The following is a 17,173-nucleotide window of genomic DNA, read 5'->3' as shown; positions in this document are numbered from 1 at the left end:
CGGGGCCATGATGCATTGACCGGCGCGACGACGCATCCCATGATCGCTCGGATGCCGCGAGGGGACCGCGGCCCCATGGAACCCAGGAGAAGCCGTCATGCCCCGGTGCTCTCGAGTGCGATTCCGAAAGTCTGAGCCTGTGAACAGGTCGTTGTGTGGGGTTCGTGGACCGGTCCTGCTGGCGCTGGCCGTATGGGCGAGTCTCGCCCCGGGCCTCGGCGAGGAAGTGTTGCCGGGGCAGAGTACGGCGCCGCGGCCGGGGCTGACCCTGGCCCGGGCGGTGAGCCTGGAACAGGCGCCTTCCCTCGCGCCCCTGGCTTCAGGCGGCCAGCCGGTGTGGACCTTGGTGCGGCTGAGTTGGCAGCGACTCGAAGCGACGGCGGGCCAGGTGGACACCTCGGCGCTGACCTCGGTTCTGGGGGCGATTCCGCCGGAAGCCGGGCCGGTGGTGCTGGAGATCGATGCGGACCCTCCCGCCTGGACGCGCGGTGAGGTCACCGCGCGGCGCCGGGCCTGGCAGGCCATGCTGCGGGCGGTGGCGCGCGCCGCCGGCGGTCGGGTGGACTGGTACCTGGTGGGGGGGGTCCTGACGGGCCGGGACGAGCCTTCGGCGGCGGCCTTCGAAATCAAGCTCGCCTCGGTGACTCTGCGGGCCGAGGACTCCGGGGCCGGTGTCGGCTTCCGGGTCGAGGGTGAGGCGGGCATCCGGCAGATCGCCCAGGCCTATGCGGAGACCGGCGACCTGGCTCCCTACGTGGACGCTCTTTGCCTGGCGGCCCCTTTCGCCCGGGTCGAAGCCCTGGCCGTTCGGCTGCGGCAAGCGACCCTCGAGGCCGATCCGGGGATTTCCCTGTGGGCGGAGTTGCCCGCGCCCGCCGGTGGGGAGACGGAGGTGCAGGAGCAGGTGCTGGCCCGGGCCATTGGCCTGTTCGCGGTGAGCACCGACCTGGTGACCTTCGCCCGGGCCACCGGCCCCGCCGCCGCCGCCCAGGACCGCGTGCTGGCGGCGCTGGCCGGCCATCTGCCGGAGGGACTCTCCCTGTCTCCCACCGAGGGGGCGGGAATCGAGGTGGATCCCCGGGGACCGCCTCTGCGCTGGGTGCGCTTTTTCGACGAGAAGAACTTCCAGGAGGTGGTCGCCTACTGGTCCCCGGGCCCCGTGGAAGGGGGGACGACGGGGCGGTTCCTGTTCAAGAAGGTCTTGCGTCGAGGCTACCGGGTGGTCGACCCGGTCACCGGCCGCCTGCGCTACGCCCGCAGCGAAGCGGTGGACGACGCCTGGGTCCGGGTCGAGGCGCCGCTGGACGCGCGACCGCGCTTGTTGCTGGTCACCCGGCAGAAATTCTCGCCGGGCATCATGGCCCAGCTCGAAGAGACCGAGGCCACCGGTACCCACGAGATCACGGCCGAGGAGATCATCGCCGCTCACCAGCGCTGGCGAACCTTCCAGGACGACCGCCTGATGAGTGTTTCCCGGCGGAGCGAGATCAACCTGCGTTTCCGCTACGCCCTGGTCACGGGCACCATCGACGTGACCATGGACACCGACTACTTCTGGGACCGTCAGACGGGGCAGGAGTGGTCGATTCGCGAGAAGTACGTCAACGGCGTGCGGCTGAAGTGGGACAAGCTGCCCGAACTCCCCCTGATCAACCAGGAGCAGGTGGTGCAGACTCCTCTCGACCTGAACCTGGACAAGCGCTACAGCTACCGCCGGGACGGTGAGGAGCGGGTCGAAGGCCGCGACTGCTGGCGGCTGCGCTTCGAGCCCCTCGACAGCAGCCTCTCGCTCTACAAGGGCCGGGCCTGGATCGACAAGAAAACGGGGGCGCTGGTCAAGGTCAAGACCGTGCAGACCGGCCTCGAGCCGCCGCTGATCAGTGACGAGGAAACCCAGGTCTACCATCCCTACGTGGGGCCCGACGGCACCGAGTACTGGTTGCCCGACGGTATCGACGGGCAGCTGATCTACAGCATCCAGGGCGGGAACCTGGTGGTCTTGCGCAAGATCTCCTTCCAGGAACCGAAGATCAACGAGCCCGGCTTCTACGCCGCGCGGGACGCGGCCTACGGCTCCAAGCGGCAGATGCTGCGCCAGACCGGGGAAGGCTTCAAGTGGCTCACCCGGCAGCCCGACGGCACCCGCAAGGTCAACGAGGAAGGCGACACACGCCAGCTCTTCGCCCTGGCCGGAGCCCTGAAGGACGAGGGCACCGACGGGGTCGTGCCCCTCGCCGGCGTGAACTACGTCGATCTCGATTTTCTTCAGCGCAAGATGATTCTCAACGTCTTCTTCGCCGGCGCCCTGGCCAATGTCTCCCTCTCCAAGCCCGGCGTGGGAGGCAGCAAGCTGGACATCGGCGTGATCTTCAACGGCGTGGCCTTCAAGGCCACCGACAAGCTCTACGACCTCGGTGTCGAGGATGAGAGCCAGAGGGTGCGCAGCCTGACCCAGAGCCTGGTCTTCAACGCCGGCTATCCACTGGGCGACTTCTTCAAGCTGCGGGCCACGGCGGGCTTCAACCTGGTCGACTACGACACCGCCGACGAGACGGCTTCCGACTTCACCCTGCCCCAGGATCATCTGCACACGCGCCTGGGTCTCGAATTGGCCTACGATCGTGCCGGCTGGGGAATTCTCGCCCGGCGGGAGTGGATTTCCCGCTCCAGGTGGAAGCCCTGGGGCCCGGCGGGCGACCTGGTCGACGCCGAGGCGGTGGCGGCGGCCAAGGACTACACCCGGACGTCCCTCGGGTTTCAGAAGAGCTGGTTCCTGCCCCTGTTTCAGAAGATCGAGATCGGCGGTACCTGGCGGACGGGGGAAGATCTCGACCGTTTCTCCGCCTTCGACTTCGGTTTCTTCGGCACCAGTCGCGTACGGGGCTTCGGCGGTTCGGGAATCCGCTATGACCGGGGCGCCCAGGCCCAGATCCAGTACTCTTTCAACCTGGGGGACGTGATTCGCTTCGATGCGGTGGTGGATCACGCCCGGGTGCGCGATCGGACTCTCAGCGCGGAGATGACCGATCATACCGGCGTGGGCATCGCCGCCAATTTCGTCGGTCCCTGGCGTACCCTCTGGCGGCTGGATTACGGCTACTCGCTGAAGAGCGACCTGGAGGCCGCCGAAGGACAGAGCGAATTCATGCTGGTCGTGCTGAGGCTCTGGTAGCCTCGAGGAACGGTGGATGAGCGCTGAGCCCGCCGGCGTCCTGGTCGACGGACGGCCCCTGCAGGGGGCGACCGGTCGCCGGGGCGTCGGGCGCTACGTGCGGGACCTGCTCGGCGGCCTGGCAGCCAGCGGCCGTATTCCCCGTCTCGGTGCTTTGATCGATCCTCGCCGCGAGCCCCCCGAGGGTTTTCCGGCGGGGGTCACCGCCGTCGACCCGGCTCGTCCGCCGGGGCCGACCCTGGGCTGGGGGCGGCTGCTGGGGCCCGGCTGGATCCGCGCCTTCGCCCCCGAACTGTGGCACGCGACCTTTCTCGCTCCCCCCCGGGTGCCCCGGGGCCTGCCCTGGGTGGCTACGGTCCATGATCTGATCCCCCTGCGCCATCCCCGGCGTTTCAGCCGCCGCCACCGGCTGGTCTTCGGACTCTCCTTGCGCTGGTCCTGCCGGGCTCCGTTGATCATCGCCGTCAGCCGCTGGACCGCGGATCAGCTCGTCACGCGCTTGGGCGTGGAGGCGGCACGGATCCGGGTGGTGCCCCCTCCCGTGGATCTAGGGGCCATCGCCTCGGCGGGGTCGGCCGGCGTGGAGGGGGTGGAAAGCCCGTACCTGCTGCACACCGGGGGCTTCGATCCTCTCAAGGGGGTCGACGACCTGCTGCTCCCGGCTTTCGCGCAACTGGACCGGCCGGAGATCGCCCTGGTGCTCACCGGAGGGAGCGCGGCCCAGCGGCGAAGGATGCGGGACGTGGTCCAGGCCCTGGGGCTCGAGGGGCGCGTGCACCTGACCGGTCACCTCACCGCGGCCGATCTGGGGCGGGCGCTGGCCGGTGCGGCGGCGGTGGTGGTCTCCTCCCGCGAGGAAGGTTTCGGGATTCCCGCCGTCGAGGCGCTGGCGGCCGGTACGGCCCTGGTCGTGGGTCCGGCGGAGGCCACCCGGGAGATTGCCCGCGGCGTCGGTCACCTGGCCGACGGGGACGACCCGGCAGCACTGGCCCGGGCCATGGAAACCGCCCTCGAGGAAGGGGGCGCCGAGAGCCCCGCCGCCGAGTCCCGCCGCCGCCGCGCCCGACTCTACTCCCGGGACGTCGTGGCCGAGCGCATGATCGAGGTCTACGGGGAGGCGGCGGGATGGTGATGCGCCTGGCGGTGGACGCCCGGGTGCTCTCCCACCGGCCCACGGGCGTGGCCCGCTACCTGCGGGGGCTGCTCGGGGCGATGGTGCCGCAACTCGCCCCCGGCGAGCAGGTGGAGCTGTGGAGCGATGGTCCCATCGAAGATCCCCCCGGTGGCCTGGAGGTACGACCCCTGCGCTGGCTCCTGCCGGGTGGGGATCCCGCCTGGAGGCAGATCCGCCTGGCGGTCGCCGCCGGGCGCCGTCGTCCCGACCTGCTCTTCTGCCCGTTCTACAGCGTGCCGCTGCTGGCTCGTGTGCCCCGGGTGGTGACGGTGCACGACGTCTCCTTCGCAGCTCACCCGGAGTGGTTCAGGCGACGCGCACGGGTGGCCTTCTCCCTGGCCGGCCCGTCGGCCCGGCGGGCGCGGGCGGTGCTCACTCCCAGTCACTTTTCCGCGGGAGAGATCGAACAGCGGCTGGGGGTGCCGCGGGAGAAGATCCATGTCACGCCCCTGGGGGTCGAGGCGAACTGGAGTGACGAGGTCGGCGCCGCCGAGCGCAGGGCCCTGCGGAAGTGGCTGGGGTGGGAGGGACCGTACCTGCTGCACCTGGGAGCGGTGCACCTGCGGCGTCACGTGGACGTGACCGTCGAGGCCTTCGCCCGCCTGGCGACGGCGCGGCCCGAGTTGCGACTGGTGGTGGCGGGTCCCGACCAGCCCCCGGCTCCCGATCTGGCCGGGCTGGCGGCGCGCCTGGGTGTGGCCGGGCGCGTTCAGCGTCGCCCCTGGGTTCCCGGGGAGCATCTGAGGGGACTGGTGGCCGAGGCCCGGGCGCTGGTCTACCTCTCCGACTACGAGGGTTTCGGCTTGCCGGCCCTGGAGGCCATGGCCTGCGGGACGCCGGTGGTCGCCCTGCGTCGGGCCAGTCTGCCCGAGGTGCTGGGCGAAGCGGCGGTGTGGGCCGATCGCCCGGACGCGGAACAGGTGGCCACGGTCACCGCGCACCTGCTGGACGACGAGCTGCTGGCGGCGCGCCTGGCCCGGGCGGGACGCGGCCGGGCCCGGGATTTCACCTGGCAGGCATGCGCCCGGCGGACGCTGGCCGTGCTGCGCAGGGCCGCCCGGCTGGAGGTCTGAACCGGCGCCCGCCGCTCGTCGACAAAGTCTTTTCGGCTCCTCGCGCGCAAGAGATTCCTGGAGCGGGCTGCCGGGTCCAGGCGGCGTGTCGTGCTGCGGCCCGGGGGGGCGACGGACTTTGCCGGCCCCTCTGGCCCGGCCTGTTCGTGAAGATCGAGGAGGGGGGGGCACGCCGACCGCGGGGAGGCGTGACGAGGCGCGTCAGTCGTTTGCGAAAACCGTCCGGACCCCTTCCGCGCCGCCTTGTCGGGGAGCGGGACGGGCTTCGGCGCACGCGGGGTTCGCGGAAATGGTTTCGAGGAAATTTGTCTGCTATGGTACCGGGGAGAACCCGGCCAGCCGAGGACCAGCCGAGGAGACGACCATGGCCTACACCCCCCCGGGGCAGACGCGGCGGAAAATCTACGAGTTCATGCGGGAGCGACTGCTGGCCGGGCGGCCGCCGAGCTTGCGGGAGGTGCAGGACGCCTTCGGCTTCAGGGCCGTGGAGTCGGCGCGTTCCCAGCTCGAGGCCCTGGTGGCCGAAGGGCTGCTGGTCAAGGAGCCGGGCCGCTCCCGGGGCTACCGCCTGCCCAGGGGACAGGAGGGCGGGGTGACCCTGGTGCCCCTGGTGGGCCGGGTCCAGGCCGGTCGGTTGACCGAGGCCGTGCGCGATCCCGAAGGCTACCTGGCGCTGCACTCCCCCCTGCCTTCCGGCAAGCTCTTCGCGCTGCGCGTGGAGGGCGAGAGCATGACCGGTGTGGGCATCCTGCCCGGCGACCTGGTCATCGTACGACGCCAGGGGCGGGCCGAGCCGGGGGAGGTGGTGGTGGCCCAGGTGGACGACGAGGCCACGGTGAAGATTCTCCGTCGACGGCAGCGCCGGGGGCGGGTGCAGTGGCTGCTCGAGCCCGCGCATCCCGACTTCGCGCCGATCGTGCCCCGCCAGGGAGAGTGGCGGCTGCTGGGCAAGGTGGTCGAGGTGCATCGCTATCTCGAGCGAGTGCCCCTGGTCGACAAGGCACCATGAGCCGCCGAGCTGTCCGCGACGAGGCGGCCCTCGAGGGTATCCGGCTTTCCGGCCGCCGCTGGTTGGATCTTCGGCGTCGTGGCGCTGTCGGTGGGAGTGCCGCCCACTGGAGTCTCGACGAAATGGCTGGAAGGGTGGGGGAGCTTTCCGGGGTGGGTGCCACGGCGCGGTTGAGCCTGGCCTTCAGCCTGGTCCGCGAGGCCCAGGGTCGTGGCGAGCCGGTGGTCTGGATCTCCTCCCGGGAGAGCACCTTCTTCCCCCCCGACGTGGCCGCCGCCGGCGTCGATCTCGAGGCCCTGCCGGTGATCTTCGTGCCTGACGGGGCGGCGGCGGCCCGGGCCGCCGAGCGACTGGCGCGCTCCGGCGCCTTCGGGCTGCTGGTGCTCGATCTGGCCGGCTTTCCCGCCGGGCCGGCGCAGGACGTTCCGGCGCCCCTCCAAGCCCGCCTGGCCGGCCTGGCCCAGCGCCACGAGGCCGTCGTTCTCTACCTGACGGAGAAGGCTCCGGATGCCGCTTCCCTGGGTCCCCTGGTCTCCCTGCGCTGTCAGGCCCTGCTCGAGGCGGCGGAACCGGCGGCCCCAACGGTCTCCTACGCCCGCTGGCGTTGCCGGCTCCGGGTGCTCAAGGACAAGCGTCGCGGTCCCGGATGGGAACATGCCGAGATGCGCCGCGCTCCCGCCGGCCTGCGCTGAAGGGGCGTTGCCGACCGGGCGTCCGTGGTGGCCGGGGGGTGGACTTCGCCGTAGCTTTCCAGGCCGGTTCGGGGGTTCGAGGAGGCGCTTGTGTCGATCGCGCGGACGTTCAAATTCCGATGGAGGTGTGTCGCCGGTCCGGCGGTGGTGCTGGCCCTGGCCCTGCCCGCGACGGTGGCGGTGACGGAGCTGTCGGGGACGGTGGTTTCCGAGGAAGACGGCCTGCCCCTCGCCGGCATCACCATCGGTGTCACCCGCCGAAGCCAGGCGGACTCGGTCGCGGCGGATGCGGCCATCGTGGTGGAGTGGACCGTGGACACCGACGCCGAAGGTGTCTATCGCTTCGATCTCGACGAAACCCTGCCCGGCATGGATCGGCTGCTGGTTTTCACCAACCACCACACCCGCTACAACGAACTCTACCCGGCGGTGGACCTGCGCGGTATGACACCCAAGGGTGCCGACCTCGATGAGCCGGGCGTGGTGACCATCGACCTGACCGCGGGCGCCGCCACCGGCATCGACTTCGAGGTGGCCCTGGCTCGCACGAAAGAGATGGTGTTGATGCGTGACGGGGTGACCCACCTCGATACCCGCATCTGGCGCCCTTCCCGGCGGCCCGGTATGAGTTGGCCGGTGGTGCTCCAGCGCACGCCCTACGCGCAGGTCGGCCCACCTCGCTTCATCATCGGCAACGACTTCGTCTTCGTCATGCAATCCACCCGCGGGCGCTTCGATTCGGAAGGGGTCGACGACGTCTTCGACGACGACGGGTGGCTCGAAAACCAGGATGGTTACGACGCGGTGGAGTGGATCGCCGCCCAGGATTTCTGCGCCGGGGGACGGGTCTGCACCTATGGCCCTTCGGCCTCGGGAATCACCCAGTACATGATGGCCGGCGCCGCGCCGCCGCACCTGGTGTGCCAGATCGCCGAGGTGGCGACGGGCAATCCGTACCACGACATGTATTTTCCCGGAGGCGAGTTCCGCAAGAACTTGGTGGAAACCTGGTTGGGTGACCAGGGATCGCTGCACAAGCTCGACGAGGTCTTCGAGCATCCCAACGAGGATGCCTATTGGAACCAGCGCAACCTGCTGCTGCGCCTGGACCAGGTGGTGGTGCCGATCCTCCACATCGGCGGCTGGTACGACATTTTTTCCCAGGGCACGGTCGACCTTTTCAGTCGCCTGCAAACCGAGGGGGGGGCGGGCGCCCGTCGTAATCAGAAGCTGGTCATCGGCCCCTGGGTGCACCGCCGGTATCTGGTTCCCAAGCAGGGCGAACTGCTCTATCCCCTGCACAGCCTGTTCAGCGACGTGGAAGATGTGATGCTCTCCTGGTACGAGTTCTGGCTCAAGGGGAAGGACACGGGAATCATGGACACGCCTCCGGCGCGGGCGTACGTGATGGGACCGGGGCTGCCGGAGGGGTTCACCGCGCCGGGCAACTTCTGGCGCACCTCCGCCGGTTGGCCGCCGCCCTCCACGGAGACGGCTTTCTACCTCCACGCCGGCGGGCTGCTCAGCCGGGATCCTCCCACCGAGGCTGCGGCGGAGACGACTTTCACCGCCGACCCCAACGACCCGGTGCCCACCCTCGGCGGCAGCAACCTCTACGACGAGATCGGCAAGGGGCCGATGGATCAGCGGCCGGTGGATGATGAGCGCGCCGACGTGCTGGTCTGGCAGACTCCCCCCCTGAGCCGGCCGGTCGAGACCAGCGGGCCGGTGTCGGTGGTGCTCCATGCCGCCTCCGACCGACCGGACACGGACTGGGTGATCAAGCTGGAAGATGTCTACCCCGACGGCCGGGCGATGCTGGTCACCGACATGATTCTTCAGGGGCGCCACCGGCTGGGCTTCGACCGGGAAGACCTGCTCTCCCCGGGCCAGGTCTACGAGTTCACGATCGGGCTCTGGGATACGTCGATCACCTTCCCCGCCGGCCACGCCATCCGCATCGCCGTCGCCTCGACCAACTACCCCCGCTTCGAAGCCAACCCCCAGACCGGCGAGCCTTTCAACCGGCACACCACCACCGCGGTGGCCTTCAACCGCATCGTCCACGACCAGGGCCACCCCTCCCGCCTGTTGCTCTCGGTGGTCGATCCCGCCGAGGTCGAGGGTTGCCCCGCCACCGCCCATGTCACGGGCCTGACCGTCACCCGCACGGGGCCCGACGAGGTGCGCCTGAGCTGGGCCCCCGTCGCCGATGCCTGCCACCGTCGGTACCGCGTTTTCGCCGGCATCGAAGGCCCCCGGTGGCCCTGGATCGTCCGCCGCCCCGTGGCCGAAACCACCGGCACGACACTGACCACCTCCGATGCCGGCGTGTTCTGGCAAGTGGTCAGCGAAGGGACCGACGGGGGGAACGGGCCCCATGGGGTGGCGCCCTGAGTCCCGGGCCCCGGTCCGGGGATGGCCGGGCCGCCCCGTCCCTTCCCGGGCCGCCGGATCTCCCCTGACGGAAGCGCCCCACGCAGGCGAGACCTGCGGGCCGTTGCGGCTCGAGCCGAGACCGGAACGGCCCGGTCTCCTGCCGGTTGGCGGCCGTTGATTGGCAGAATTTTGTCTTGTATGATGAAGCCCTTTGCCGGGGAGGGACGCTTTCATGAGCCCGAACTTGCCGAGGAAGGGGTCGAGCCTGCCGCCGCTGGCCTGCGTCGATCTGCCGGCCCTTCCGCTGCAACTCCTGCTCCGCCGCCACCCCCGGTGGGCGGAGTCTCCCGTGGTGGTGGTGGAGCGGGACGAGCCCCGGGGGCGGATCTCGTGGGCGAGCGGCCGGGCGCGACGGCTGGGCATCCTGCCGGGACAGACCTATGCGGCGGCCCTGGCCACGAGTGGCAGCGTGCGTGCGGGCGTGGTGGCGCAGGCCGATGTCGAGCGGGCGGTGGCCGAGGTTTTGGAGCTGCTGAGGAGCCTGACGCCGGAGGTGGAGCCCGCGGGGCGCGATGGCCTGGGCGGGCCGGGGGTTTTCTGGCTCGGGGGGGCGGGGCTCGACCGGTTGTGGCCCACGGCGGAACTGTGGGCCCGGGCGGTGCACCGGGCCGTGGCGGCGACGGGCTTTTGCGCCACGGTGGTCACGGGTTTCCGCCGTTTTGCCACCTACGCCGTGGCCCGGGGAGGTCCGGGGGGCGTGCGGGTGCTGCGGGATCCGGCGGAGGAGGCCCGCGCTCTCGAGCCGGTGCCCCTGGCCCGCCTCGATCTCGCTCCCACCCTGCGGGAGGCCCTGGCCGCCCTGGGGGTGAAGACGGTGGGCGCCTTTCTCGCCCTGCCGGCCGTGGGGTTGCGGGAGCGCTTCGGCCCCGAGGCCTGCCGCTGGCATCGCCTGGCCCGGGAGCGGGAGGAGGCGGCTTTGCTTCCCGCGGCTCCCTGCGAGCCTCTCGAGGCTGCGGCCCTGCTCGACCGCCCCGAGGAAGACCTCGACCGCCTGCTCTTTCGCGTCAAGAGCCTGCTCGACCCCCAACTCGATGAGCTGGTGCGCCGGGGTTGGCGGCTGGTGGGAGTGGGCCTGGATTTCCGCCTGGAGGGGGGAGGCCGGCGGGAGGAGTGGCTGCAGACCGCCGAGCCGACCTTGCTGGGGGCCCGAGTGCTGGACCTGGTGCGCCTGCGCCTCGAGGGACGGCCCCTGGGAGCGCGGGTGGAGGAAGTGCGGGTGGAGGTGCGGGGGGAAGCCGAAAAGTGGCAGCAGCTTCGGCTCTTCGTGGAGCGTTCCCGGCGGGACGCAGCCGCCGGCGCTCGAGCCCTGGCCCGGCTGCGGGCGGAGTTCGGTGAGGAGGCGGTGGTGCGGGCTCGGCCACGGTCGGCCCATCTGCCCGAAGGTCGCTTTGCCTGGGAGTCCCTGCCGGCGGAGTGGCGACCGGCCCGACCGGGGCCCTGTCTCCAGGTCCCCCTCGTGCGCCGGATCCTCCGCCGTCCCCGGATTTTGCCCCCCCGCGCGCATCGGCTGCGGGACGACGGCTGGCTGATCCGGGGTGTCGAGCATGGCCCGGTGGTGCGGATGAGCGAGCCCTGGATCGTGGCCGGAGGCTGGTGGACCCGTCCCCTGCGGCGGGAGTATCGCTACGCCACCTGCCGCCGGGGCGACGTGCTGTGGGTCTTCTACGACCAGCGCCGTCGCCGGTGGTTTCTCCAGGGGCAGGTGGAATGAGCGCCGGGTACGCACCCCTGTGGTGCAAGAGCAACTTCTCTTTCCTCGAAGGGGCTTCCCACCCGGAAGAGCTGGTGGCCGCGGCGGCGGATCTGGGGCTGAGTGCCCTGGCGTTGACCGATCGGGATGGGGTCTACGGGGTGGTGCGGGCCCACCTCGAGGCCCGGGAAGTGGGTCTGCGGCTGATCCTCGGCTCGGAGATCCACCTCGACGACGGCTCGCCCCTGGTGCTGCTGGCGGAAAACCGCCGGGGCTACGGCCACCTCTGCCGGATGATCTCCAGCGGTCGCCTGCGTTGCCCCAAGGGTGAGTGCCGGGTGCGCCTGGAGGAGGTCTGCGGGCAGGCCGAGGGATTGATCGCCCTGTGGGGCGGTCCCGCCGGCGCCCTGGCGGGAGAGGTGGAGCCGGCTTCCACCCTGGGGGCCCTCAAGGAGGCTTTTGGCGAGCGCTTGATGGTGCTGATCGCCCGCCACCGGGCGGAAAGCGACAGCGTGATCGAGGCCCGGTTGCGCCGCCGGGCCGAGCGTTGGGGCCTGCCGCTGGTGGCGGCCACCGAGGTGCTCTACCACAACCCCGGCCGCCGGGAGTTGCAGGATGTGCTGGCCTGCCTGCGGGCGGGAGTGGGCCTGGCGACGGCAGGGCGGGTGATCCGCCCCAACGCCGAACATGCCCTCAAATCTCCCCACGCCTTCCGTCGCCTCTATGCCGACTTGCCCGGGGCGGTGGAGCGCACTTTGGATATCGCCGCCCGTTGCCGCTTCAGTCTCGACGAGGTCCGCTACCGCTACCCCTCCGAGCGTCTGCCCGACGGCAGCACTTCGGCCCAGTGGCTGAGACGGCTGACCTTCGAGGGTGCGCGGTGGCGTTACGGAGACGCCGTTCCGGAAGCGGTCCGCTCCCAACTCGAAAAAGAGCTGTCCGTGATCGAAGAACTCGACTACCCGGGCTATTTCCTGACCATGTACGAGATCGTGCGTTTTTGCCGGGAGCGGCGGATCCTCTGCCAGGGACGGGGATCGGCGGCCAATTCGGCGGTTTGCTACTGCCTGGGTATCACGGCCGTCGATCCCGTTCGCTCGGGGCTGCTTTTCGAGCGCTTCCTTTCGAGGGAACGGGCGGAGCCACCGGACATCGACCTGGATATCGCCCACCAGCGCCGAGAAGAGGTGATCCAGCACGTCTACGCCCAGTACGGCCGGGAGTACGCGGCGATGGTGGCGGTGGTGATCCGCTACCGTCCCCGCTCGGCGGTACGGGACGTGGGCAAGGTGCTGGGCCTGAGCGCCACGGCTCTCGATCGCCTGGCCCGGCTGCTGCCCCATGACGGCGAGGTGGAAGAGACCCTGTTGCGGCAGGCCGGTCTCGATCCGGAGGTTTCGCCTGCTGCCGGACACTTGCTGCGCCTGGCCAACGAGGTGCTGGGCTTTCCGCGCCACCTCTCGATTCATCCGGGCGGGTTCCTGCTCGGCGAGAGACCGGTGTGCGAGCTGGTGCCGGTGGAAAACGGCGCGATGGAGGGTCGCACGGTGATCCAGTGGGACAAGGACGACGTGGCGGCCCTGGGGCTGTTCAAGGTGGATCTGCTGGGGCTGGGGGCCCTGACCCAGATCGACACGGCTTTTCGCCTGATTGAACGGCATCGGGGCGAAAGGCTGTCGATGGCGACGATTCCGCCCGACGACCCCGAGACTTACGAGGCGATCCGCCGGGCGGATACGGTGGGAGTGTTCCAGATCGAGAGTCGGGCCCAGATGGCCATGCTGCCGCGATTGCGGCCGGAGCGCTTCTATGACCTGGTGGTGGAGATCAGCATCGTGCGTCCCGGGCCGATCTCCGGCGGCATGGTGCACCCGTATCTGCGACGTCGGAACGGCGAGGAAGAGGTGCAATATCCTCACCCCAGCCTGCGTCCCGTGCTCGAGAAGACCCTCGGTGTGCCTCTGTTCCAGGAGCAGGTCATGCGCCTGGCGGTGGTGGCCGCGGACTACACCCCCGGTGAGGCCGACCAGCTGCGCCGGGACATGGCGGCCTGGCGCCGCACGGGGCGCATCGAAAAACACCACCAGAGACTGGTCTCCCGGATGGTGGCCAAGGGCATCGCCCCGGAGTTCGCCGAGCGGGTCTTCGAGCAGATTCGGGGTTTCGGGGAGTACGGTTTTCCCGAGTCCCACGCGGCGAGTTTTGCGCTGATCTGTTACGCCGCAGCCTATCTCAAGCGGCACTACGCCCCGGAATTCACCTGCGCGTTGCTGAGGGCCCAGCCGATGGGCTTTTATTCGGTGGCGACGCTGGTGGAGGACGCCAGGCGTCACGGGGTCGAAGTGCGGCCCATCGATGTGACCCGCTCGTTTTGGGAGTGCACCCTCGAACCTGCCGCGGACGGGGATCACCCGCTGGCCCTGCGCATGGGGGCCCGCTGGGTCAAGGGTCTGCGTCGGCAATCCTGGCAGCGGTTGGAGGCGGTACGGAAGCAGGCGCCCTTCGCTTCTTACGAAGACTGCGTGCGTCGCAGCGGCGTGCCCGAGGCCGACCTGCTGCGCCTGGCCGGGGCGGGGGCTTTCGAATCTCTCGTTCCGGGGCGCCGCCAGGCCTTGTGGGAGGGGCGACGGCTGGCGCGCCGCCGGGGGCGGGCGCTGCCCCTGCCGATGGAAGACGAGGATCAGCGTTTCGATCCCCTCGATCGGTTCGAGACCGTGCTTTGGGACTACCGGTGCACCTCCCACTCGCCCCGGGCGCACCCGGTGGAAACGGTGCGCGGGCAACTCGCCGCCCAAGGGCTGCCTACCGCCGAGCAGGTGCGCCGGATGCCGGATGGCCGCCGGGTGCGCTACGCCGGCGCCGTGATCTGCCGCCAGCGCCCCGGCACTGCCGGGGGGGTGACCTTCCTCACCCTCGAAGACGAGACCGGCTTCGTCAACGTGGTGATCTGGAAAGACGTCTGGCGGCGCTACGCCCTGCTGGTCAAGACCCGTCCCCTGCTGGGTTTGACAGGCAAGGTGCAGGCGGGCCGGGGCGTCGTCCACGTGGTGGCGGAGCGTTTCTGGGCCCCTCGACTCGAGCGTGTTCCGTCCCGCAGCCGAAGCCGTGATTTCCATTGATCGAGGCATGGGAATCCCGTGAGGCTGGCTCGACCCGGCCGATAATTCAGGCGCTGCGGCCTTCAATTCTCGGCCTGTCCGGGGTGGGATGATATCCGGTCATGTTTCGGCGCCTAAATCTCATGTGCGGGAAATCTCCCGCTCGTTTTTATGCTTCCTGACGTAAATTCATTTGTAATGCATGTTGACAATGATAGTTTTTTCGACTTAGTATGATTCGGGATGGAGGGTCTCACGGGCTGACGCCGGTGCTTCCGGGGAGGGACGGGGCCGCAAAAAGAACAAAAAGAAGTCGGAAGAGTTCCTGGCGGACGGCCGGGAGGGGCTTCGGCCGGCTCATGGCCTGGCATGGGGGTCGCTCTTCTTCGCGCCCGGGGTGTCACGTCGTGGCAGTCGGCGAGGCGGCCTTGCATCGTGCCGACGGTCCATTCTCAGGCATGGGAAAATAAAACCTTTTGTCAATAAAAAGAATCTATAATTCTTGCTGAATGAGGTTGACAGGGTAATTTTTTCTCGCGTAGCATGGGCCGGTGAGGAGGAATTCACGGGCTTGATGCCCAAGCTCTCGAGGAGGGAAGGGAGTGCAAAAAGAAATCGGAATGGCTCTTGGTGGGCGGTTGAAGGATCTTCGACTGGCTCATGGCCTGACGCTGGAGTCGCTTTCTTCGCGCCTGGGGGATCACGGCGTGGAAGTCAGCGAGGCGACCTTGCATCGTGCCGAGAAAGGTACGTGCATGCTTCGCCTGGACACCGCCCGGGCCGTCTTCAACTGTCTCGGTGTCTCGCTGGGCTACGTCGATGAGGTGATCGCCGAAGCCCAGGTCCGCGAAGATGTCGACCTGAGTGGTCGCTCTTTCGACGACTTGATGAGGGAAGGCCGGGAATTGCTGGAATATGGCGACTACCGCAGCGCCCTGGATCGTTTCAAGGCGGCGCAGCAGTGGAGCGCTCTCGCAGAGGATGATGATCCCGAGCGACTTGCGCTGGCGCTCATTTCCGAAGCCGACTGTCAGCGGCGACTTCGCCGGTTTCAGCTGAGTGAGATCGCGCTGCGCCGTGTCCTCAATCTGCCCGGCGCCCCGGAAGAGCGCCGGCTTCAGGCGGCGCTCTTCCAGGTGAACCTGGGCTACGCCAGCGGAGATTTCTTCTCCGCGAGGCTGCATGCCAAACATGTCGAGCCTCTTCTGGCTGCCTGTGACGGCCGGTTCGCGGCGCAGGGTTATGCGATCATCGGCAATCTCTTCGTGGCTCAAAAAGCATGGGCGGATGCTGTCCCCCGTCTCGAGAAGGCCAAGCAGGCATTTGAACGTGAGGGGCTTGACGTTCAAGCGAATCAGGTTCGCATCCATCTGGGGCTTTGTTTTTTCAAGACGGGGCACCGGGAGTCGGGCCGGAGAATGGTCAATCGGGCTCTCGACGAAGCGCGAAGCGGTGAGAAAATGGTTGTGGTTCTCTCCGCGCTGCGGGTGTTGGGCGAAATGGCTGCCGAAGAGGGTGGCATCGATCGCGCCCGAAGAGAGTACTCTGCGGCCGCGAGCCTGGCGCGTAAGCTTCGGCTGGAAAATGAGGAGTTCGAAGTGTGTTTTCGGATTTGGCGCCTCGAAGTTTCTGCGGGAGATCGCGTCGACCTGGAAAGAATGGCACGGCGGGCGTTGCAGAGACTGGTGAAGAAGGTGGACAGGGCTCTCCCGGAAGTCAAGGAGTACGTTGCCCGGATCAAGTTGGAAGCGAAGGAGGCAGGGCAATGATGGATTCGAAGTTGCGCCCGGTTTTTCTCATCGTAGCGGCCTCCCTTCTACTCCCGCTTTCTGTTGCGGAGATCTCCGTTGGCAAGGGCGCCACGGGTCGTGGTTTCTTGATGGCGGGGGGAGGAGGCAGTGGTGCGGATCCGTTCCCCGTATTCGACATCATTCGCATCGACATCGACCCGGCGTTGATTCTCAACGCCACGGGTGCGGGCAACGGGGACTACGGGCCGTCGTTCGCGATCGATCCGGTGACGGGCGATCCTGAAGTGGCGTGGGCCTGGTGGGACGGGAACGACTACGAGATCGCGTTGTCGCGTTGGACGGGCGGCAGTTGGAGTCCGTGGGAGATCCTGACCGACAACGCGGTGGACGATCTGGAGCCCGCGCTCACGATCGATGCGGCGGGGACGCGTCGCGTGAGCTGGTGGCGGTCGGGATCGGAGCCGCAGGTCTGGCTGCTCGAGCGTTTCGTCGGCGACGAAGTCTGGACGCCGGAAGAGCGGGTGACCCGGGTGGTAGAGGGCGGTTCCCGGCCGGGGGTGGTGGCGCTTTCGGGCGTGGTGCGGGTGGCCTACCAGCGGGAGGGGGCGGCGGTGCGCGAGGTGGTGGTCTCGACCCGGGACGGCGCGTGGCAGCCCGAGGTGCTGGCGGTGACCGGCTATCAGGGTCCGGGTGGCGATGGGGACATCGACGTGGTAGCCCACCGGAAGGGGACGACTCTCTGGGTCGACTGGATCGATGCGGAGGGCGTTCTGGCCTACCGGGTCTATGACCCCCACACGAACACCTGGGGTGTGCGGCAGACCCAGGTCTATTCCTGGGACACGGCTTCCGGAGAGACGGAGTACTGGGCGCGGGAGAGTGCGCGCGCGCTGATCCGGCGCGGTCTCGCGCCCTGAAGGTCGGCCCCCCCGCGGCGTGGCCGCGGGGGGGCGCTTTCCCTGCCGGGTCGCGGGTCGCAGCATCCCTCCTGCGCGGGATCTGCCCGCCCGCAACGGCGCGCACCAGGGCGGCTGCGGCCCCGGGGCCTGCTGCGTCGGCAGGGCGCCTGGTCACC

General features: G+C 69.2%; 10 protein-coding genes. All 10 read left to right on the top strand.

Annotation, left to right across the window (positions count from 1 at the left end; translation table 11 throughout):
- Positions 1-139: 139 nt before the first annotated feature.
- The 10 genes from Q9Q40_02085 (at position 140) to Q9Q40_02040 (ending at position 17,015) form a co-directional block, all read left to right on the top strand.
- On the top strand, positions 140-3,172 hold the full coding sequence (locus Q9Q40_02085; GenBank protein ID MDQ7006000.1) for a sigma-E factor regulatory protein RseB domain-containing protein: 3,033 nt from the start codon (positions 140-142) through the stop codon (positions 3,170-3,172).
- Positions 3,173-3,188: 16 nt separating this feature from the next.
- Positions 3,189-4,304, top strand: a complete 1,116-nt coding sequence (locus Q9Q40_02080) for a glycosyltransferase family 1 protein (GenBank protein ID MDQ7005999.1) — start codon at positions 3,189-3,191, stop codon at positions 4,302-4,304.
- Positions 4,298-5,419, top strand: a complete 1,122-nt coding sequence (locus Q9Q40_02075; protein MDQ7005998.1) for a glycosyltransferase family 1 protein — start codon at positions 4,298-4,300, stop codon at positions 5,417-5,419. The genes Q9Q40_02080 and Q9Q40_02075 overlap by 7 nt, the downstream gene beginning before the upstream one ends.
- A 364-nt stretch (positions 5,420-5,783) precedes the next feature.
- A complete protein-coding gene (gene lexA, locus Q9Q40_02070; GenBank protein ID MDQ7005997.1) occupies positions 5,784-6,428 on the top strand; it encodes a transcriptional repressor LexA in 645 nt (214 codons plus the stop codon).
- Positions 6,425-7,120, top strand: a complete 696-nt coding sequence (locus Q9Q40_02065) for a recombinase A (protein ID MDQ7005996.1) — start codon at positions 6,425-6,427, stop codon at positions 7,118-7,120. The genes lexA and Q9Q40_02065 overlap by 4 nt, the downstream gene beginning before the upstream one ends.
- A gap of 90 nt (positions 7,121-7,210) precedes the next feature.
- On the top strand, positions 7,211-9,517 hold the full coding sequence (locus tag Q9Q40_02060) for a CocE/NonD family hydrolase (protein ID MDQ7005995.1): 2,307 nt from the start codon (positions 7,211-7,213) through the stop codon (positions 9,515-9,517).
- 214 nt (positions 9,518-9,731) lie between these two features.
- Positions 9,732-11,270, top strand: a complete 1,539-nt coding sequence (locus Q9Q40_02055) for a DNA polymerase Y family protein (GenBank protein MDQ7005994.1) — start codon at positions 9,732-9,734, stop codon at positions 11,268-11,270.
- On the top strand, positions 11,267-14,368 hold the full coding sequence (locus Q9Q40_02050) for an error-prone DNA polymerase (protein MDQ7005993.1): 3,102 nt from the start codon (positions 11,267-11,269) through the stop codon (positions 14,366-14,368). Before Q9Q40_02055 ends, Q9Q40_02050 begins: the two co-directional genes overlap by 4 nt.
- A 581-nt stretch (positions 14,369-14,949) precedes the next feature.
- On the top strand, positions 14,950-16,116 hold the full coding sequence (locus tag Q9Q40_02045) for a helix-turn-helix domain-containing protein (GenBank protein ID MDQ7005992.1): 1,167 nt from the start codon (positions 14,950-14,952) through the stop codon (positions 16,114-16,116).
- A complete protein-coding gene (locus Q9Q40_02040) occupies positions 16,113-17,015 on the top strand; it encodes a hypothetical protein (GenBank protein MDQ7005991.1) in 903 nt (300 codons plus the stop codon). Before Q9Q40_02045 ends, Q9Q40_02040 begins: the two co-directional genes overlap by 4 nt.
- The last annotated feature ends 158 nt before the right edge of the window (positions 17,016-17,173 follow it).

Source organism: Acidobacteriota bacterium, assembly GCA_030949985.1.
In the GTDB taxonomy this organism is placed as follows: domain Bacteria; phylum Acidobacteriota; class Polarisedimenticolia; order J045; family J045; genus JALTMS01.
This window is presented reverse-complemented; position numbering and strand designations above follow the sequence as displayed.

What these genes read in the sequence shown, in the direction of transcription:
- Q9Q40_02080 (MDQ7005999.1), top strand. Translation starts at nt 3,189, where the DNA reads ATGAGCGCTGAGCCCGCCGGCGTCCTGGTCGACGGACGGCCCCTGCAG.
- Q9Q40_02075 (MDQ7005998.1), top strand. Translation starts at nt 4,298, where the DNA reads ATGGTGATGCGCCTGGCGGTGGACGCCCGGGTGCTCTCCCACCGGCCC.
- Q9Q40_02065 (MDQ7005996.1), top strand. Translation starts at nt 6,425, where the DNA reads ATGAGCCGCCGAGCTGTCCGCGACGAGGCGGCCCTCGAGGGTATCCGG.
- Q9Q40_02055 (MDQ7005994.1), top strand. Translation starts at nt 9,732, where the DNA reads ATGAGCCCGAACTTGCCGAGGAAGGGGTCGAGCCTGCCGCCGCTGGCC.
- Q9Q40_02050 (MDQ7005993.1), top strand. Translation starts at nt 11,267, where the DNA reads ATGAGCGCCGGGTACGCACCCCTGTGGTGCAAGAGCAACTTCTCTTTC.
- lexA (MDQ7005997.1), top strand. Translation starts at nt 5,784, where the DNA reads ATGGCCTACACCCCCCCGGGGCAGACGCGGCGGAAAATCTACGAGTTC.
- Q9Q40_02040 (MDQ7005991.1), top strand. Translation starts at nt 16,113, where the DNA reads ATGATGGATTCGAAGTTGCGCCCGGTTTTTCTCATCGTAGCGGCCTCC.